Below are 18,984 nucleotides of genomic sequence, written 5' to 3' on the forward strand. Positions count from 1 at the left end.
ACTCCACCATTATCCCAGTGTCGCGCGTCAAATTCATGAAAACGGGCGGCCACGCCCGTCAGAAGCGGAAGTTCAGCAGCACGCTGGCCAGCACGGGGTTCGCCGAAATGTCGAACGTGTTCGATGCGAGGGTCCGGTTCGGCTGGCTGATGTCGAGCGTGATCCTGGTCCGCAGCGGGACGTAGGTGACCATCCCGGTGAGCCAGAGCCGGCGCGTGATCTGGTAGCTCGCGCCGACGGTGAACACCGGCTCCCACACGCTCTTCACCTTCGCGGACACGTTGGTCTTCCCCGACAGCAGCAGGTCGCCGCCGGCATCCCAGATTCGCTGGAACAACGCCGGGTCGAGCAGCAGCGACTGCAGGCTGCCGATGTCCGCGCCCGCCGCGAGCAGCCCGCCGAGCGACGCCAGCTTGCGCTGGAACACGGGGTTCAGGTTCGTGTTCGTGAAGCGCGTGTAGCTGATGCCGATGCCCGCGAACGGGCGGAAACGATCGTCCCGCTCGCCCAGGTAGTACTTGAACACGACGGAGCCGAGCCACGCGCGCGTGGTCGCGAGCGGGTTGCTTTGCGTGTTCGCGAGATCGATCAGCGGAAAGCGCCCGTGGACGCCGGCAAAGATGCGATCGAGCGGCAGCGCGATGCTGCCGTGCCCGCGCAACGTCAGCACCGGCGGAATGCCGCCTCCGAGTTCGGCCGCCCAGTTCTCCGAGAAAAAGTGAGTGAACGTGAACGCCAGCGTGTTCGTATTGCTGAGCGACAGGCTCGAACCCTGGTTCTGGAAGCTGTTCAGTCCGAGCGCGTCGGTGCGCGTCGTCACCGGCGTCGACCGGCCGGTCGTCGCGATGAAGTGCCAGCCGAGGCCGACCATGTTGCGGTCGTCGCCCGCCAGTTGCTCGAGCAACGGCGGCGCTTGCGCGGCCGGCAGGTCGGGCAGCCGCGAAGGATCGACCGGATGCAGTTCGTACGGCATCCGGTCCGCGTGGACGACGCCGCCGGCCGGGGCACCATCTGCCGGTGCGTCATGCGGCGCGGCCGAATCGCAGCCGCCGGCCGCATCGTTGTCGTCGAAGCCGATACCGTCCACGCCATCGTCGCGCGCTGCCGCGCACGCGCGCCCCGCTCCGCCGGTTCGCTGCCCGAGCGTGATCTTGCGTGCGGTCAGCGGGACGGCGTCGGGTGGCGCCGCGTCGGCCGAAGCGCCGTTGCGCCCGCCGCGTGCCGGCCCCGCGTCGGTCGCCCACGCGCTCGCATCGAACCCGTCCGCGTCGCCGCCCTGCCAGAAGCCGATGCCGTCGGCGCCGGCTTGCCAGCGCGGTTCCGCGTCGCCGTCCGGCTGCGGCGCACCGTGCGCGGCGGCCGCGCATGCGAACAGCGTCGCGCCGAGCCAGCGCGACAGCGGACGCGCGGAACCCGGCCGCGCGCGGCGGCGGCACGTGTCGCGATTCGCCATCGGCTCAGGCCGGCACGCCGAACAGGCGCTGGCGGATCCGGTACAGCGGCTCGAACAGCCATTCGAGCAGGCTGCGCCGCTCCAGCACGACGTCGGCCTTCAGCATCATCCCGGCCCGCAGCGACAACGGTCGCCCTTCGAACGACGGTGTGCGATCGGCGAGTTCGACCCAGGTCTTGAAGTAGGTCTGCGGCGCGGCCGCGTCGCCGGGCAGGTTCAGTTCCTTCGCCGAGAACGCAACGGGCGAGATCGACAGCACCTTGCCGCGATAGGTGCCGAACTTCTCGACCGGATAGCTTGCGTACGCAACCTTCACTTCCTGCCCCTTCTTCACGAAGCCGGCCTTCGACGACGGAATGTAGACCTCGGCGATCAGCCCGTCGGCCTTCGCGGGCAGGATCTCGACGACGCGCGTGCCGGGCGGGTCGATCACGCCGCCCTGCACGACATCGAGCCGCACGATCTGCCCGTCGGCCGGCGCGTACAGCACCTGGTTCACGTTCTCGTCGATGTTGTATTCCTTTGCATTCAGTTCTTCCTGCTTGATCTTCAGCTCGGCGTTCGCGCCGTCGTACTTGCTCTGCATCGTGTCGAGATCGCCGCGCAGCTTCATCGCGTTCTTCGCCAGCTCGGCACGGCGCAGCAGCAGGTCCTGGTACGCCTGCCCGGCCTGCAGGTACTGCGTGTTGACCTGGTTGTACTGCTCGAGCGTCACGACCTGCTCGTCGAGCAGCTGCTTCACGCGTGCGCGCCGTTCGCCGTATTCGTCGACGATGCGCTTCTGGTCCTGGATCTGCCGGTCGATCAGCCCGCGGCTCTCGCCCTGCGCGGCGATCTGCTGGTTGATCTGCTGCACCGACGACCGGTATTCGAGCTGCGCCGCGTCGATCTGTTGCTTCACCTCGACGCGCTGCCGGTCGAGCGCCATGCGCATCCCCTGCACGTTGTTCGCCTGGCTGACGAAGCTCGTGTCGCGCGTCACCGCGAGCAGCCGCTGGCCGGCCTTCACGTGCTGGTCCTTGCCGACGTAGATGTCGCGCACGGCCCAGCCCGGCGGCGCACTGACGCCGATCAGCCCGGAGCGCGGCGTCAGCATCCCCGACACGCTCTCGGTATTCGCGTAGCTCAGTTCGACGAGCGCGGTGACGAACATCGCGAACATCGCCAGCGACAGGTAGCAGAAGAACCGCATCGACACCGGCACGTCGACGACGCCGCGGATCACGGTGCCGAAGGTCGTGCCGCGCGCGAGCTTGCGCGACGGCTTCTGTTCTCGGAGGGCGGAGTTCCAGGTCGGCATGGGGCAGGCTCGTCAGGAGCGACGCCGCGCGGCCGCATCGAGCAGCGGCGCCGGCATCAGGTAAGGCGTGAAGTGTTCCCAGAAATGCCATTGCTCCGGCTGGCGCACGAGCGCCTGTTCGAGCCGGTCGACGATGCGCTGGTGCGTCGCGCGCACCGGCGACGCGTCGTCGTCCGCGCCGAGCATCGGCGCGAGCGGGCTGGCCGCAAGCTCGGTGAAATGCACCGCGCAGCGATCGCGGAACGGCACGCCCGTCGCGTACGCAACGAGCAGCGGAATCCCCTGCTCGACCGCAAGCTTCACGCCGCCGCCGGCCATCCGCACCCAGCGCCCGCCGAGCCGGCAGCGGTTGGTCTTGCCGAACTTGCCGTGCAGGTCGGAGAACAGCAGGAACACGGGCGCCTCGCGCCGCAGGCTCGTGATCAGCCGCCGCAGGTGCACGCGCTCCTCGATGTCGATGAACTCGACCTCGCCGGCACCGTATTCGGCAACGAGCCGCAGCGCATCGTCGAAGAACGCGCCGGGCGCATCGCGGTGCAGGATCACCATCAGCTTGCGGTCGTCCGGAATCATGAAGCGCAGCTTCGTGACGAACAGCATCAGGTTGCCGAAGTGCAGCCCCGCGAGCATCAGCGGGCCGCCGCGTGCGAGCGCCGCGCGCAACTGGTCGTCGCCTTCGCACGCCATGCCGTCGATCATCGACTTCATCGATTCGAGGCTGTGCGTGCGCAGCTTGAGCCCGGCGAATTCGGCCTCGAACAGCTCGCGCACGATCGCGGCCGACACTTCGCGCACGCGCCGCGGATCGTCGTTCAGGTGCGCGCTCAGCATGTATTCGACCGCGCGTTCGACCGATTCGCGAATGCGCGGAAAGCAGCGCAGGCACGCGCCCGAGCACCAGCGCATCAGCCGCAGCCCGCGCGCGGGCGACGTGCGCAAAGCGACCGCACGCACCGCGCGGCGCACGAGGAACGCGTACGAGAACGGATTGAGCAGGAAGAGTCGCCCGAGCATCACCGCATCTCCTCGTTCGCGCGCCATGCGTCAGTCGCATCGATCAGGATGCCTTCGTTCATCTGGTAGATGCGGTCGACCATCGACAGGATCGACGCGTCGTGCGTGACGAGCACGATCGTGCACGGCAGCGTCAGCACGTTGCGGCAGATCTCGTGCGTCGTCGCCTGGTCGAGGTTCGACGAAAACTCGTCGAGGATCAGCAGGCGCGGCTCGCAATACAGCGCCCGCGCGATCAGCAGCCGCTGCATCTGGCCGGCCGACAGGAATTTCTGCGTATCGCCAAGCGGCGTGTCGTAGCGGTGGTCGAGCCGCTCGATCTCGTCGTGGATGCAGGCCAGCTTCGCCGCGTCGAACATCGCGCCGATCCGCGGCGCCGGCGCGAAGTTCGTGATGTTGTCGCGGATCGTCCCGCGAAACAACTGGTCGGACTGCGTGACGGCCGCGAGATGCTTGCGGTACTGCCGCAGGTTGACTTCCGCGAGATCGACGCCGCCGACGAACAGCGTGCCGCGATCCGGCCGCACGAGCCCGCAGATCAGGTTCAGCAGCGTCGTCTTGCCGCTGCCGGTGCGGCCGACGATCGCGATCTTGCCGCCGGCCGGCACGTCGAGCGCGATGTCGCGCAGGATCGGGCGATTGCCGCCCTTCGGCGTGTACGACAGTGCGCGGATCGACAGCGCGCCGTCGAACCCGTCGACCGGCCGCACGACCGCGTCCGGCGCGGGCTCCTCGGTCTCGGTCTGCAGCACGTCGGCGACGCGGTCCATGTGAACCTGCAGCACCTTGCGGCGCACGTAGAGCTGGATCGAGTCGATGAACTTGTCCGCGAACAGGTTCTTGTACTGGATGAACGCGTAGATCACGCCGATCGTGCTCTGGCCGTGCATCACGAGCCACGCGCCGTAGGTCACGATCACCAGTTGCTCGACATGCACGATTCCCTTCGAGATCGCATCGAACAGCAGTTGCAGCCGCTCCTGCTGGCGCATCGCCTGCAGCTTCTGCGTGAACGCGTTGACCCACAGGCTGCTGCGCGCGGTCTCGGCCGACAGCAGCTTGATCGAATGCGCGGAGCGGATGTTCTCGATCAGCAGCGCATCGGCCTCGGCGCCGCGCGTGAGGATCTGCGACATCGCGTCCTGCAGTTGCGGCTGGATCGCGAGCCGGCTCAGCGCGAACAGCACCATCCCGGCCAGGCTGATGCCGGCCAGCACCGGGCTGTAGTACAGCATCAGCACGAGCGTCAGCGTGCAGGTGACGACGTTCAGCAGCCCGCCGACCAGCCCGTCGACGAGAAAGCGCCCGACCTCCGACACCGACGACACGCGCGAAATCGAATCGCCGGTGTTGTGGAACAGGAAATAGCCGATCGGCAGCCGCGCGAGATGGCCGACCATGTTCGCCGACAGCTGCTGCGACACGATGTTGCGCAGGTAGCTCTTGATGTTGCCGACGAGGTTCGCGTACAGCGTGTCGAACAGGAACACGATCGCGAACAGGATCGTCAGCAGGTACAGGATGTCGACGTCGGTCTTCTTCAGCGCCTCGTCGATCGTCAGTTGCACGTACGATGGGCCGAGCAGCAGCAGGAGCTGCGCGGCGACGCCGCCCGCGATGCCGATCGCGAGGCTCTTGCGGATGCCCGTCAGCCCTTCGAGGTAGTCGCGCAGCCGGATCCGGTCGGCCTGCCCCGCCCGCGTGAAGCCGATGTCCGGATTCAGTTCGAGCGCATAGCCGGTGATGTGCGTGAGCGCCTGCGCGAGCGGCAGCTTCGTCTCGCCGAGCGCGGGATCGACGATGTGCACGCTGCCGTAGCCGACCTTCGTCAGCACGACATAGTGATTCATCCCCCAGTGCAGGATGCACGGCGTCTTGAGCGCGTCGAGTTCGCCCGCGTCGAACTGCAGCCCGCGGGCGCGCAGCCCGAGATCGTTCGAGATCTCCATCAGGTCGAAGAACGACAGCCCGGAATCGATCCGGACCGGATAGCGGTTGCGCAGCGTGCGCAACGTCGTTTCGCGCCCGTGCCACGACGCGATCATCGCGAGGCAGGCCAGGCCGCACTCCGTCACCTCGTCCTGCAGGACCGGACGGACTTTACGCGTATTGAAGAGCATGGTCGGGCACCCGGGGCGCGACGACGCGCCGCCCGGGCCTGCCGGTGCGGGCCCGTGACGGGTCGTGCGCGAGTCGCATGGGCGCAGCCGGCGCGCGGCCGGCCGCGACGGAAGATCGGTGTTGCCGGTTGCTTGGCAGGCCGCTCAGCGCGACGAGCCGAGCGACATCCGGAACTGTTCGACGGCGTGGGCCTGGTACTGGGTCATCAGGCCCTGCAGCGTGGTCCCGATCGACTGGTTGACGAGATCGACCGTATAGGCGGCCGAATTGGAGTAAAGCGACGCGCCGCCGCGAATCTGGCGGGCCTGTTCTTCCGTGATGTCTCGCATTTGTCGTGGCCTTTATATTTTCGGAATGCCTTCAGCCGTCAGCCAATTGCAAACTCGATGGCCGTTTGCTTTATTACGGAGATAATCCGGCACTCCCGCCTCCCGATAATCGCCCGAATCCGAAATAATTCATTTCGGAGTCGCTTTATTACCACTGCGGCGATCGATTCTTTTCCTTCTTTTCGCAGCATTTCGCGCGGGGGGCGCCTCCCCGCGCACGGCGGTTACTTGCCGGTGTTATTGAACGTCTTCGGGTTCTGCAGGTAATTGCCGAGGCTCGGCAGGAACTGGCCGAGCGCGGTCACCACCGGCGCGGCGTCAACGGCGAGGCTACCCAGCGAGCTGATCGCACCGCCGCCATGCACATTCCTGACCTGTTCCGTCGTCATGACCTTCATCATTCTCTCCTCGTAAAAAATAAAGATGATGCAAAGAACCTTCATTGAAAGACAAACGGCTTTTAATCCCGAGCGACTTGTTAATCTAATAATCACTGCGATTACGAGCCGAAATCAGGCTATCATGCGGACGCATCGGAATTCAATGGAGGACACACTCTTACAGGTGTGTTTTTCGTTGTGTGACGGGTAATGGACATTCATGCTGTTTGAATTTCAATTTCAAAACGTTTAAATCCCGCCGCAAGGCATTGCGGCACGGGCAGGAGACGGAGACGGCCATGTTTGAAACGAGATGCGCGAATCGCGGATCGGCGACGCGGAATGCGGGTATTTCCCTATCAAGATTTTCAACTAGGTGGAATCCCCGACTTGCAACCGTGACAGTGTTCGCTGTAACGATAGCCAGCGGGTCGATCAACGCGCAGGCGTTCTGCCTCGACACGGCCTACCAGTACGCGTCCGTGCACGATCCGCGCTACCTGCAGGCGCGCAGCGAATACGATGCGGCCCGCCAGAAATTCCCCGAAGCGCGCGCGCAGATGCTGCCGCAGGCCGCCGCGCAACTCGAATGGGGGCGCTACGGCACGCACGCGAACCTGTTCGGCATCGACGTCAGCGGGTCGAGCAACGCCGCGTACGGTTCCGCGCAAGTCACGCAGGCGTTGTTCAACGTGCCCTACCTGTACGACATGCGGCGCGCGACCGAATACGAGGAATCAGCAAAGCAGAAGCTCGAGGTCGCGAAGCAGGACCTGATCCTGCGCGTCGCGAACGCGTGCTTCGACCTGCTGAGCGCGCGCGAGAAACTGCAGTCGGCCGACGATGAAGTCAGCGCGCTCACGCGGCTCGAAAGCGACACGCGGCGCATGGCGCAGCTCGGGATGAAGACGATCGGCGACACGGCCGAGATCGAGGCGCGTCGCAGCCTCGCGGAATCCGACGAGGCACTTGCCCAGACCGACGTCGACGCGCGTCGCGCACGCTACGAGACGCTGCTCGGTTCGACGATCGACTTCGCGCGCTGGCCGCGGCTCGCGATGCGCGGGTCGTCGCCGCGCATTCCGTCGGGCGAATACGCGCCGCAGGACAACCCCGCGTACCGGCAGGCGTATCGCGATGTCCAGGTCGCGCGGCTTGCGGCGAAACGCGTCAGCGCCGAGCACTTGCCGACCGTCGACCTGTTCGCATCGTATTCGCGCGGGCTCAATCCGAACCTGCGCGGGCTCACCGATCGTTCGGACTTCCATCAGAGCGCGGTCGGCGTGCAGGTGACGATCCCGATCTTCTCCGGCGGCAGCGTGTACTACCGGCAGGTGGAGGCCGAGCACGTGACCGAGCAATACCGCAACCGGCTGCGCGAGGTCGAGGAACAACTGGGCACTGATCATCGCGAGGCGCTGTCTGCGCTGGAATCGGTCGGCAAGCGCATCCGCGCGCTGCAGCAGTCGCTGCAGGCCGCCCGGCTCGCGTACGATTCGTCGATGAAGGCGCATCAGGTCGGCTACAGCACGACCTACGAAACGCTGAACCTGCGGCGCGACATCTCGGGCATCCGGCAGAAGCTGTTCGACAGCTATCTCGATGCGCTGAAGCTGCAACTGAAACTGAAAAGCGTGCTCGGCACGCTCGACGAACAGTCGCTGATCGCGGTGGACAGCTTCCTCGAAAGCAATGCGGCGAACGACCGCGGTTGAACGCGATGCCCGCTCGTCGCTTGCCGCATCCGTTGCTCGAGCGCTGACGCCGGCCGGTTCGCCGCGCGTCAGTCGGGCGGCGGCAGCACGACCGTGTCCTCCGGCCCGAGCACGCGGCCGTCCTGCGAACGCAGCTCCAGCTTCCTGACCGGCAGCCCGGTCTTCCGGTCGACGAGCAGCACGTGCGCCTCGTCCGGTTCGAAGAAAAAATCCTCGCCCCACTGCCGCAATGCGACCAGCAGCGGAAACAGCCCGCGCCCCTTCTCGGTCAGCACGTATTCGTGATGTGCGCCGCCGTCGGCGGCCGGCACGATGTCCATGATTCCGTGCGCGACCAGGTTGCGCAGGCGGGCGGCCAGGATGTTCTTCGCGAGGCCGAGGTTCTTCTGGAATTCGCCGAAGCGGCGCAGCCCGTCGAACGCGTCGCGGACGATCAGCAGCGACCACCAGTCGCCGATCGCGTCCAGCGGGCGGGCGACGCCGCAGGGGGAATCTTCGTGCGTGGTTCGTCGGTTCATCGATGCATGGAGCAATGCCGCGCCCGGCGGGTGAACGGCGGTCGTGTCCGGTGAAATGAATGGTTGCAATATAAAACCTGGATAGCAAAAGATCAATTGGGCGAACCCGACTGTTCGGGATCGATGAACGGTGCGAAGGTTTCGGCCCAGATTGGCATGTGGCGCATACCGTTATGACGATAAATTTCCTAATCAGCTCGTTCGAGCGCGTCGCTACGCGTGAGTGACGCCGCCCGCCGGCAGCCAGCCGGATCACTCTTTCGGTTGCAACTTGAAACCTTCTATCCTACGCTTCCATTCGGTTTCAACTTGAAACCAGACTATCCGACTACCTGAAGGAGCGTTCGATGATCCGGTCCGATGCCACGTTCGACGGCACCTTTCCTTTCGCCCCGCATTTCGACGACGCATCCGGCTTCCGGATGCACTACGTGGACGAAGGCCCCCGCGACGGTGAAACCGTCCTGTGCCTGCATGGCGAGCCCACGTGGGGCTATCTGTTCCGCCATCTGGTGACGGCGCTGAGTCCGACGCACCGAGTCGTCGTGCCCGATCACATGGGATTCGGCAAAAGCGCGACGCCGCAGGACCGCAGCTACTGGCTGCAGGATCACATCGACAATCTCGAGCGCTTCGTGCTCGCGCGCGGCCTCGATCGCCTCACGCTCGTGATGCACGATTTCGGCGGCCCGGTCGGCATGGGGCTCGCCGCGCGTCATCCGGACCGGATCCGGCGCATCGTGTCGGCGAACGGGCCGACGCCGTTCGGCCAGCCCGACCTCGTCGAGCGGCTGACCGCGAACGGCCGCGATGCGCCGTGGTTCCAGTGGATCATGCGCGCGGCGGCCGACGACACGCTCGAAACGGTACTCGGGCAGCTCGGTTTCAACATCCTGAGCACGCTGAAGCTGAACGGTTTCGAAAACCACGCAGTCGTCACCGATACGTGGATCGACGCGTACGGTGCGCCGTTCGCGCAACCGGCGGATTGCCTGGGTGCGATCGGATGGGCGCGCGGCCATGCGGCCGGCGCGCACCGGTTCGAGGCGCCCGATGCGGCGGCACTGCGCGCGATACGCGACAAACCCGCGCTCGCGATCTGGGGAGACGCCGACCGGACGCTCGGCGCCGAACACTTCCTGCCGCTCTTTACCGCACTGTTTCCGTCGGCGCCGGTCGAGCGGCTGGCGGGCGTCGGACACTACTGCTTCGAAGATGCGCCCGACGCCATTGCGGAGCGAATCGCCGGCTTCATCCGGACGACCGGCTAGAAAAATCGGCAGCCGGATCGACACGCCCGGCTGCCGAACGACGTGCGCGCCGCTTTCGCGAACGCGAACACGCACGCATCACGTCACGTCACGTCATCGAATGATCCGCGTCACACCCCGCCCACGCGGATCGGCCATCGCTTCCGGCGTCTTGCCGTCGATCTTGATGACCTGGATGTCGCCGCTGAAATCCTGCCCCTTCAGCGTATAGCCGCGCGCCTCGATCTGCTTCGCGAGTTCGCCTTCGATCGGGTGGTACGGCTCCCAGAAGATCGTGTTCGGCGGCAGCAGCTGGTGATGGAAGCGCATCGCGCCGACCGCTTCCTTCAACGGCATCCTGAAGTCGTAGATGTTGTTGATCACCTGGAAGATCGACGTGAAGATCCGCGAGCCGCCCGGCGTGCCGATCACGAGCGACACCTTGCCGCCCTTCGTCATGATCGTCGGCGACATCGACGACAGCGGGCGCTTCTTCGGTTCGATCGCGTTCGCGTCGCTGCCGACCACGCCGAACATGTTCGCGACGCCCGGCTTCGCGGAGAAGTCGTCCATCTCGTCGTTCAGCACGATGCCCGTGCCGTCGGCGATCACGCCCGAGCCGAAGTAGCCGTTGATCGTGTACGTGTTCGACACCGCGTTGCCCCACTTGTCGACGACCGAGAAGTGCGTCGTTTCGGCCTTCTCCGGCATCGTCGTGCCGAGGCCCGGCTGCACGCTCTTCGTGTCGGCGATCTGGGTCGGGCTCACTTCGGCCGCGCGCTTCGCGATGTACGCGTCGTCGGTCAGTTGCGCGATCGGCACTTTGTAGAAGTCCGGGTCGCCTAGATACTGCGCGCGATCGGCGAACACGCGTTTCTCGATTTCGGCGACGAGGTGAATGTATTGCGGCGAGTTGAGCTTCACGCCCTCGAAGTCTGGCTTGAGGACAGCCTTCATCTTCAGCAGCTGCACGAGGCCGATGCCGCCCGAGCTCGGAGGCGGCGCGGTGATCACGTCATAGCCGTTCCACTTCGCCTGCACCGGTTGGCGCCATACCGCGCGGTACTGCGCGAGATCCTCGGTCGTGATCAGCCCGTTGCCGTCGCCGGTCTTCATCGACGCGGCGATCAGCTCGGCCGTCTTGCCCTTGTAGAAGCCTTCCGCGCCGTCGTTCGCGATCCGCGTGAGCACGTCGGCGAGGTCGGGCTGCTTGAAGTTCGCGCCGGCCTTCAGCCCCGAGAAATACTTGTCGAAGTTGGTCTTGCCGCCGAACTCCTTGGATGCATCGACGCCGCGCTGCGCGAGCTGCTCGTCGACGACGAAGCCGTCGCGCGCATAGTGGATCGCCGGCGCGAGCACCTGCTTCCACTTCAGCTTGCCGAAGCGCTTCTGCGCTTCCCACATGCCCGCGACGGTGCCCGGCACGCCAGCCGCGCGCGGGCCGTACAGGCTCATGTCCTTGATGACGTTGCCGTCCTTGTCGAGGTACATGTCCTTCGTCGCGGCGAGCGGCGCGCGCTCGCGATAGTCGATGAAGTACGGCTTGCCGTCCTTGTAGATCGTCATGAAGCCGCCGCCGCCGATGTTGCCGGCCTCCGGATACGTGACGGCGAGCGTGAATGCGATCGCGACGGCCGCGTCGATCGCGTTGCCGCCTTCCTTGAAGATCCGCTCCGCGGCATCCGCGCTGTACTTGTCGGCCACGGCAACCGCCGAGCTCGTCAGGATGGCCGGCTGCGGCCCTTTCGCGTACGCAGGCGCGTTCGGCAGGAACCCGATGCCGGCCACCGTCGCGAGCACGGCAGCCGATGTCTTGAAGCGATTCAGCGTAGTCATTGCATGTCCCCCATGTGGATCTTCTTCAGGCAGGAAAAGCACCTGATCCGCTTATAGCCGCTGGCACCTCGTCAGCCACATGAGGATTTCGTAGTAAATCGGGTAATTCGGCATGAAACTGCACCGCATATTACGAATTGACCCGGATTGCGCGCGGTTGATCACTCAGCGGGCCGATGGCGTATGCGCGGTCACGTTGCAGCGCCGCGACGTGCAAACGCATCGATCGAAACCACATGCAATACACGCCATCACGCAGCGCACAAAACCGAAAGTTGCGAACCTCGCGACATGCCGCGCAGCACGCGCAAAAAAATCTGCAAACGCCCCTCCCGCAGCGCGATTCGATCTGCGAAGATAGCGCCCCTTTCGCACGGCATCACCGTTTCGACCACGTGCCGCTTCACGTTTCTTCGTCTCGCTCGCTATGGCATCACACAATGCGCATCACGCGTCCGGCTTCGCGGCCGGCGTCGCCGCCGCCGTCCTCGTCGCACAAACCGGCGCCACCGGCCCGTGGCACATCGGCATGCTCGCCGCGTTCGTGGCGGGCGTCGCGGGCGGCACCGCGCCCGACTGGCTCGAAGTCGCGTGGTGGAGCCGCAAGCGCCGCCTGTGGATCACGCATCGCACCGTCACGCACTGGGGCATCGGCTGGATCGCGCTGCTCGCGCTCGGCTGGCACGGACTCATCCATCATCCGCATCCGCTGTGGGCCGCACCGCTGTTCGGCTTCGCCTGCGGCGGCGTGATGCACCTGCTGGCCGACTGGCCGAACCCGCTCGGCGTGCCGTGGATCTGGCGGCGCCACTCGCTCAACCTGTGGAACAGCGGGCATTGCGACCTGATCGTCGTGGCCGCAGCATGGGGCGGCACGCTGTGGCTCGCGCAGTCGCTGTGGTCGCGCGCGCCGCTGCTCGAACACTGGCTCGGCTGGCTGCATCGCGTCTAGTTGCAATTCGACGCAATTCGGCACACCGAATTGCACGCAACTTTCGGTTCGTTGAAAGCGCGGTGCGCGCCCCCATCTGAATCTGGATCGTCAGCATGCATGCCCGGCACGCACGCGCGACGTCTGGCACACTGACGATTCGATTCATGCACGGTTCGTCCGCGCACTCGCACCCCATTTCAACGTTTCGATGGACGTCACAGCTACCCGCCCTGCAACCCGCGCGCTCGACGTGTTCCACCCGGCCGTCGCCGCGTGGTTCCGTCGCACGTTCGCCGCGCCGACCGGCGCGCAGGCGCTCGCGTGGCCGCACATCAAGGCCGGCCGGTCGACGCTCGTCGCCGCGCCGACCGGCTCCGGCAAGACGCTCACCGCGTTCCTGTGCGCGCTCGACGATCTGGTGCGCGATGCGCTGGCGCACGACGGCACGCTGCCCGACGCGACGCTGGTCGTCTACGTGTCGCCGCTGAAGGCGCTGTCGAACGACATCCACGTGAACCTCGACGCGCCGCTCGCCGGCATCGCCGAATCGCTCGCGCAACTCGGCCTGCCGGTGCCGGCGATCCGCACGGCCGTGCGCACCGGCGACACCACGCAAGCGGAGCGCGCCGCGCTGCGCAAGCGCGCGCCGCACATCCTCGTCACGACGCCCGAATCGCTGTACGTGCTGCTGTCGTCCACGTCGGGGCGGCAGATGCTGTCGAACGTGCGCTCGGTCATCGTCGACGAAATCCATGCGCTCGCGTCGTCCAAGCGCGGCAGCCATCTCGCGCTGTCGCTCGAACGCCTCGACGCGCTGGCCGGCCACGCGTTGCCGCGCATCGGGTTGTCGGCCACGCAAAAGCCGATCGACGCGGTTGCGCGCTTCCTGGTCGGCGGCCCGGCCGACGCACCGCGCGACTGCACGATCGTCGACACGGGCCACACGCGCAAGCGCGACCTCGCGCTCGAACTGCCGAACGTGCCGCTCGAACCCGTGATGGCGACCGACGTGTGGGAACAGGTGTACGACCGCATCGCCGGGCTCGCGGCCGCGCATCGCACGACGCTCGTGTTCGTCAACACGCGGCGCACCGCCGAGCGCATGGCGCGCCATCTCGCCGACCGGCTCGGCAAGGACGCGATCGCCGCGCATCACGGCAGCCTCGCGAAGGAACACCGTTTCGACGCCGAGCAACGCCTGAAGCGCGGCGAACTGAAGCTGCTCGTCGCTACGGCGTCGCTCGAACTCGGCATCGACATCGGCGACGTCGATCTCGTCTGCCAGGTCGGCTCGCCGCGCGGGATCGCGCCGTTCCTGCAGCGGGTCGGCCGCTCGGGACACCATGTCGGCGGCGTGCCGAAAGGCCGGCTGTTTCCGCTGTCGCGCGACGAGCTCGTCGAATGCGCGGCGCTGCTCGATTGCGTGCAGCGTGGCGAACTCGACGCGCTGCGCATTCCCGAAGCGCCGCTCGACGTGCTCGCGCAGCAGATCGTCGCCGAAGTCGCGTGCACGGAATGGCAGGAAGACGCGCTGTACGCGCGCTTCACGCACGCGGCACCGTACGCACGGCTGACACGCGAACGCTTCGACGAAGTGATGAAGATGCTCGCCGAAGGCTTCACGAGCCGGCGCGGCGTGCGCGGCGCGTACCTGCATCGCGATGTGGTCGGCGGCACCGTGCGCGGGCGCCGCAACGCGATGATGACCGCGACGACGTCCGGCGGCACGATCCCCGACATGGCCGACTATGCGGTGCTGCTCGAACCGCAGGGCATTCAGGTCGGCACCGTCAACGAGGATTTCGCGATCGAGAGCCTGGCCGGCGACGTGTTCCAGCTCGGCAACCAGTCGTACCGGATCATTCGTGTGGAAACGGGCCGCGTGCGTGTCGAGGACGCGCAGGGGCAATCGCCGAGCATTCCGTTCTGGCTCGGCGAGGGGCTCGGGCGCAGCGACGAACTGTCGGCGGCGGTCGGCCGGCTGCGCGCACGGCTCGACGGGCTGTTCGCCGACGGCGAACGGCAGGCAGCCGCCGGTGCCGGTTCCAGTTCCGGCGGACGCAAACGTGCGGGCGGCAACGCAGAAGCCGAAGCGAATGCCGCAGCCGGCACCACGCTCGCCCCCGCCGACAGCCGCCTCGCACCCGCATTGCGCTGGCTGGTCGACGATCTGCGCCTGTCCCCGGACGCCGCGCGCCAGATCGTCGACTACCTCGCCCGCACGCGCGCCGCGCTCGGCGCGCTGCCGACGCAGGACACGCTCGTGATGGAGCGCTTCTTCGACGAGTCGGGCGGCACGCAGCTCGTGATCCATTCGCCGTTCGGCAGCCGCATCAACCGCGCATGGGGGCTCGCGCTGCGCAAGCGCTTCTGCCGCAGCTTCAACTTCGAGCTGCAGGCCGCCGCGACCGACGACGCGATCATCCTGTCGCTGTCGCTCGCGCACAGCTTCGCGCTCGACGAAGTGTGGCGCTACCTGCGTTCGGCCAGCGCCGAGCACGTGCTGGTCCAGGCGCTGCTCGACGCGCCGATGTTCGGCGTGCGCTGGCGCTGGAACGCGACGACCGCGCTCGCGCTCCCGCGCTTCACCGGCGGCCGGCGCACCGCGCCGCAATTGCAGCGGATGAAGAGCGAGGATCTGCTCGCGACCGTGTTCCCCGACCAGGTCGCGTGCCTCGAGAACATCGTCGGCGAACGCGAGATTCCGCATCATCCGCTCGTCGACCAGACGCTCGACGACTGCCTGCACGACGCGATGGATACCGACGGCTGGCTCGCGCTGCTGCGCCGGATCGAAAGCGGCGCGATCGAGCTCGTCGCGCGCGACCTGCCCGCGCCGTCGCCGCTCGCGGCCGAGATTCTGAACGCGAAGCCCTACGCATTCCTCGACGATGCGCCGCTCGAGGAGCGCCGCACGCAGGCCGTACAGTCGCGCCGCTGGAGCGATCCCGAGTCGGCCGACGATCTCGGCGCACTCGACGCCGATGCGATCGACGCCGTGCGCGACGAAGCATGGCCGCTCGTACGCGACGCCGACGAAATGCACGATGCGCTGCTCACGCTCGCCTGCATCGCCGACAGCGAAACCCAGGCCCACGCAGGCTGGCCCGAGCAGCTCGCAGAACTTGCGGAACGGCGCCGCGCGACGCAACTCGTCGTGCCCAACGGCGCCGCGCTGTGGGTACCGGTCGAACGGCTCGTATGCCTGCGTACGCTGCATCCGGACGCACGCACGATGCCGGCGCTCAAGGTGCCGGCCGCGTGCGCGCAGCCGTGGGAAGCCGATGCAGCGCTCGTCGACGTGATCCGCGCGCGGCTCACCGGCTTCGGGCCGCTCACGCTCGACGCGATCGCGACACCGCTCGGCCTGCCGACCGCGTCGATCGCGACGGCGCTCGCGGCACTGGAGCGCGAAGGCTACGTGATGCGCGGCCGCTTCACGCCGGGCGCGACGACCGACGAATGGTGCGAACGCCACCTGCTCGCGCGCATTCACCGCTACACGGTGAAGCGGCTGCGCCGCGAGATCGAGCCGGTCGAGCGAGCCGATTTCATGCGCTTCCTGTTCCACTGGCAGCACCTGACGCCCGACACGCGCGGCACCGGCCGCGATGCACTCGCGGCCGTGGTCGAGCAGCTCGAAGGCTACGAGGCCGCGGCGAGTGCATGGGAAGACGCGCTGCTGCCCGCGCGGCTCACCGACTACATGGCCGGCGGCCTCGACGAGCTGTGCCGCTCGGGCAAGCTGGTCTGGACGCGCATCGGCGCACCTGCCCGGGCGGCCGGCACGCCCGTGAAAACGACGCCGATCGTACTGCTGCCGCGCCGCCATCTTTCCGCATGGCAGGCGCTGCGCGATCCCGATGCGCAACCGGCGCTGTCCGCGCGCGCCACACAGGTACGCGATGCGCTCGCCGCGCACGGCGCGATGTTCTTCGATGCGCTGCTCGACGACCTGCACATGCTGCCCGTCGAGCTCGAGCAGGCGCTCGGCGAACTCGTATCGGCCGGCCTCGTGAACGCGGACAGCTACGCGGGCTTGCGCGCGTTGCTGAAACCGGCCGTCAAGCGCAGCGCGACCTATGCACCGCGCACGCGACGCGGCGGCGCATTGATCGGCGGGATGGACGACGCGGGCCGCTGGGCGCTCGTACAGCGTCACGCGCCGCCGGTCGATGCGGCCGCGTCGAAACGCGGCCTGGCCGCGACCGATCCCGACGCGCTCGAACACATCGCATGGACGCTGCTGCGCCGCTACGGCGTCGTGTTCTGGCGGCTGCTCGAACGCGAAGCCGACTGGCTGCCGAGCTGGCGCGAGCTCGTGCGCGTGCTGCAACGGCTCGAAGCACGCGGCGAGATTCGCGGCGGACGCTTCGTCGCCGGGCTCGCGGGCGAACAGTTCGCGCTGCCCGAAGCCATCCCGATCCTGCGCGAACTCAGGCGGCAACCGGGCGACGGGCAGTACGTGTGCGTGACGGGCGCCGACCCGCTGAACCTCGCCGGCACGCTGCTGCCCGGCGACAAGGTGCCGGCGCTCGCCGGCAATCGCGTGCTGTTCCGCGACGGCGTGCCCGTCGCATCGCTGGTATCCGGTACGTTCCACTACGCGCCGGACCTGTCGCCCGCCGCCCGCGAGGATGCGCGCCTGCGGCTCGCGCGTTACTGCTGACATCGGCTGACACGCGCACTGCACGGACTACTGATCGCCGTGCCGCGCTGCCGCGATCGTTCGGGTAGCATCGAACGATCGACCGCACGGGCTCCCGCTCGTCACCCTGCACAACAAGACTTCCGGAGACTGCCGCACATGGCCTCGCATGCCGATTCTCCCGCCGCTCATCACGCGGGTTCGTTGACCATTTTCCAAGGCGCTGCGCTGTATATCGGCGCCGTGCTCGGCACGGGCGTGATCGCGTTGCCCGCGCTCGCCGCCGAGGTCGCGGGCCCGGCCTCGCTGCTTGCGTGGGCGGCACTCGTCGTGCTGTCGGGGCCGCTTGCCGCCACCTTCGCCGCACTCGGCGCACGCTATCCCGACTCGGGCGGTGTCTCGACCTACGCACGGCGCGCATTCGGACCGAAGGCCGCGGCGATCGTCGGCTGGTGCTTCTACTTTGCGGTGCCGGCCGGTGCACCGGCCGCCGCGATGTTCGGCGGCGCCTACGTCGCGGCCGTCACGGGTGGCGGACATACGACAGTCATCGTCACGGCCGCCGCGCTGATCGCGACCGTGTCGGCCGCGAACGCATTCGGCGTCACCGTTTCGGGCCGCATGCAGCTCGTGTTGTCGGCACTGCTCGTCACGCTGCTGCTCGCCGCAGTGCTCACGTCCGCGCCGCATGCGCGCACCGGGAACCTGCATCCGTTTGCCCCGCATGGCTGGCTCGCGGTGGGCCAGGCCGCTGCGCTGCTCGTGTGGAGCTTTGCCGGCTGGGAAGCGATCACGCATCTTGCCGCGGAATTCCGCCGGCCTGCCCATGACATGCCGCGCTCCGCCGGTATTGCGGTCGTTGTCGTCGGGTTCCTGTACCTGTCGGTGGCCGCTGCGAGCGTGATGGTGCTCGGGCCGTCCGCCGGCGCATCGGGTGCGCCGCTCGCCGAACTGATCGCGGGCGGCATCGGCAGCCACGCTCAGGTGCTGGCAGCCGCGGCCGCGCTGCTGCTCACGCTCGGTACGATGAATGCGTATTTCGCGGGCGCAGCCAAGCTCGGTGCAGCGCTCGGGCGCGACGGCGCGCTGCCCGCGTGGCTCGCGCAAGGCAGCCAGGTCGGCGGCGTGCCGCGCCGCAGCCTCGGCGTGATCGCCGTGCTCGCAGCCGTCGCGCTGGCCGCGACGACGCTCTCGGACGTTGGCCCGAAGCCGCTCGTGCTCGTCACGTCCGGATGTTTCGTGATGGTGTACGGGCTCGGCGCGGCAGCTGCGTTGAAGTTGTTGCCGCGCGGAGGGATCGCGTACCGCTGCGCGTGGGTTTCGCTGGTTGCAGTCGCCGGGCTGTTCCTGACGACCGGCTGGTATTTCCTGTGCCCGCTGCTGATCGCGGGCGCTGCACTGTTTTATCTGCAGGTGACCGCGTCACGCAAATGACCCGCCGTGTGCGAGCAGGCCGACGCGTGCCTGCTCGCATCGCTGCGCGTGC

Annotated in this window: 13 protein-coding genes; 5 read left to right on the forward strand and 8 right to left on the reverse strand. The window is 67.3% G+C overall.

Going from position 1 to position 18,984, the window contains the following annotated elements:
- Nucleotides 1-58 precede the first annotated feature (58 nt).
- The 6 genes from DIE03_RS04780 to DIE03_RS38125 all read right to left on the reverse strand — a co-directional run bounded on the left by DIE03_RS04780 (nucleotide 59) and on the right by DIE03_RS38125 (nucleotide 6,618).
- Nucleotides 59-1,453: an OmpW family protein gene (locus tag DIE03_RS04780; protein ID WP_124447985.1), complete on the reverse strand. Its 1,395-nt coding sequence runs from the start codon at nucleotides 1,451-1,453 to the stop codon at nucleotides 59-61.
- 4 nt (nucleotides 1,454-1,457) lie between these two features.
- Nucleotides 1,458-2,753: an HlyD family secretion protein gene (locus DIE03_RS04785; RefSeq protein ID WP_124447987.1), complete on the reverse strand. Its 1,296-nt coding sequence runs from the start codon at nucleotides 2,751-2,753 to the stop codon at nucleotides 1,458-1,460.
- A 12-nt stretch (nucleotides 2,754-2,765) separates the two neighbouring features.
- Nucleotides 2,766-3,770, reverse strand: a complete 1,005-nt coding sequence (locus DIE03_RS04790; protein WP_185658100.1) for a hypothetical protein — start codon at nucleotides 3,768-3,770, stop codon at nucleotides 2,766-2,768.
- Nucleotides 3,767-5,887 (reverse strand): peptidase domain-containing ABC transporter, encoded by a 2,121-nt coding sequence (locus tag DIE03_RS04795; protein ID WP_124447991.1) that lies wholly within the window; start codon nucleotides 5,885-5,887, stop codon nucleotides 3,767-3,769. Before DIE03_RS04795 ends, DIE03_RS04790 begins: the two co-directional genes overlap by 4 nt.
- Before the next feature lie 144 nt (nucleotides 5,888-6,031).
- A complete protein-coding gene (locus tag DIE03_RS04800) occupies nucleotides 6,032-6,217 on the reverse strand; it encodes a hypothetical protein (protein ID WP_006479215.1) in 186 nt (61 codons plus the stop codon).
- Nucleotides 6,218-6,441: 224 nt separating this feature from the next.
- On the reverse strand, nucleotides 6,442-6,618 hold the full coding sequence (locus DIE03_RS38125; protein ID WP_006479216.1) for a hypothetical protein: 177 nt from the start codon (nucleotides 6,616-6,618) through the stop codon (nucleotides 6,442-6,444).
- 278 nt (nucleotides 6,619-6,896) lie between these two features.
- Between DIE03_RS38125 and DIE03_RS04805 the strand changes: the two genes are divergently transcribed.
- Nucleotides 6,897-8,312 carry a TolC family protein gene (locus tag DIE03_RS04805; RefSeq protein ID WP_124447993.1) on the forward strand — a complete coding sequence of 472 codons (1,416 nt, stop codon included), beginning with the start codon at nucleotides 6,897-6,899 and terminating at the stop codon, nucleotides 8,310-8,312.
- A 68-nt stretch (nucleotides 8,313-8,380) separates the two neighbouring features.
- Here DIE03_RS04805 and DIE03_RS04810 read toward each other — a convergent pair whose 3' ends face one another.
- Nucleotides 8,381-8,830 carry a helix-turn-helix domain-containing protein gene (locus tag DIE03_RS04810; RefSeq protein ID WP_089453165.1) on the reverse strand — a complete coding sequence of 150 codons (450 nt, stop codon included), beginning with the start codon at nucleotides 8,828-8,830 and terminating at the stop codon, nucleotides 8,381-8,383.
- 347 nt (nucleotides 8,831-9,177) lie between these two features.
- Here DIE03_RS04810 and DIE03_RS04815 point away from each other — a divergent pair, with 347 nt between their 5' ends.
- Nucleotides 9,178-10,101: an alpha/beta fold hydrolase gene (locus DIE03_RS04815; protein WP_124447995.1), complete on the forward strand. Its 924-nt coding sequence runs from the start codon at nucleotides 9,178-9,180 to the stop codon at nucleotides 10,099-10,101.
- Nucleotides 10,102-10,194: 93 nt separating this feature from the next.
- Here the strand turns inward: DIE03_RS04815 and ggt are convergent, their stop codons facing one another.
- Complete coding sequence (gene ggt, locus DIE03_RS04820; protein WP_124447997.1) at nucleotides 10,195-11,916, reverse strand: gamma-glutamyltransferase; 1,722 nt, start codon at nucleotides 11,914-11,916, stop codon at nucleotides 10,195-10,197.
- Between the two features lie 427 nt (nucleotides 11,917-12,343).
- Here ggt and DIE03_RS04825 point away from each other — a divergent pair, with 427 nt between their 5' ends.
- The 3 genes from DIE03_RS04825 to DIE03_RS04835 all read left to right on the forward strand — a co-directional run bounded on the left by DIE03_RS04825 (nucleotide 12,344) and on the right by DIE03_RS04835 (nucleotide 18,932).
- Entirely contained in the window at nucleotides 12,344-12,868 is a 525-nt protein-coding gene (locus DIE03_RS04825) for a metal-dependent hydrolase (RefSeq protein WP_124447998.1), read from the forward strand.
- A gap of 190 nt (nucleotides 12,869-13,058) precedes the next feature.
- Nucleotides 13,059-17,519, forward strand: a complete 4,461-nt coding sequence (locus DIE03_RS04830; RefSeq protein ID WP_124448000.1) for a DEAD/DEAH box helicase — start codon at nucleotides 13,059-13,061, stop codon at nucleotides 17,517-17,519.
- 138 nt (nucleotides 17,520-17,657) lie between these two features.
- Nucleotides 17,658-18,932: an APC family permease gene (locus DIE03_RS04835; RefSeq protein WP_124448002.1), complete on the forward strand. Its 1,275-nt coding sequence runs from the start codon at nucleotides 17,658-17,660 to the stop codon at nucleotides 18,930-18,932.
- Nucleotides 18,933-18,984: the final 52 nt, after the last annotated feature.

It is taken from the genome of Burkholderia sp. Bp8992, assembly GCF_003853705.1.
In the GTDB taxonomy this organism is placed as follows: domain Bacteria; phylum Pseudomonadota; class Gammaproteobacteria; order Burkholderiales; family Burkholderiaceae; genus Burkholderia.

Coding starts and splice junctions, on each gene's coding strand:
- DIE03_RS04780 (WP_124447985.1), bottom strand. CDS start 1,453: ATGGCGAATCGCGACACGTGCCGCCGCCGCGCGCGGCCGGGTTCCGCG.
- DIE03_RS04785 (WP_124447987.1), bottom strand. CDS start 2,753: ATGCCGACCTGGAACTCCGCCCTCCGAGAACAGAAGCCGTCGCGCAAG.
- DIE03_RS04795 (WP_124447991.1), bottom strand. CDS start 5,887: ATGCTCTTCAATACGCGTAAAGTCCGTCCGGTCCTGCAGGACGAGGTG.
- DIE03_RS04800 (WP_006479215.1), bottom strand. CDS start 6,217: ATGCGAGACATCACGGAAGAACAGGCCCGCCAGATTCGCGGCGGCGCG.
- DIE03_RS38125 (WP_006479216.1), bottom strand. CDS start 6,618: ATGATGAAGGTCATGACGACGGAACAGGTCAGGAATGTGCATGGCGGC.
- DIE03_RS04805 (WP_124447993.1), top strand. CDS start 6,897: ATGTTTGAAACGAGATGCGCGAATCGCGGATCGGCGACGCGGAATGCG.
- DIE03_RS04810 (WP_089453165.1), bottom strand. CDS start 8,830: ATGAACCGACGAACCACGCACGAAGATTCCCCCTGCGGCGTCGCCCGC.
- DIE03_RS04815 (WP_124447995.1), top strand. CDS start 9,178: ATGATCCGGTCCGATGCCACGTTCGACGGCACCTTTCCTTTCGCCCCG.
- ggt (WP_124447997.1), bottom strand. CDS start 11,916: ATGACTACGCTGAATCGCTTCAAGACATCGGCTGCCGTGCTCGCGACG.
- DIE03_RS04825 (WP_124447998.1), top strand. CDS start 12,344: ATGGCATCACACAATGCGCATCACGCGTCCGGCTTCGCGGCCGGCGTC.
- DIE03_RS04830 (WP_124448000.1), top strand. CDS start 13,059: ATGGACGTCACAGCTACCCGCCCTGCAACCCGCGCGCTCGACGTGTTC.
- DIE03_RS04835 (WP_124448002.1), top strand. CDS start 17,658: ATGGCCTCGCATGCCGATTCTCCCGCCGCTCATCACGCGGGTTCGTTG.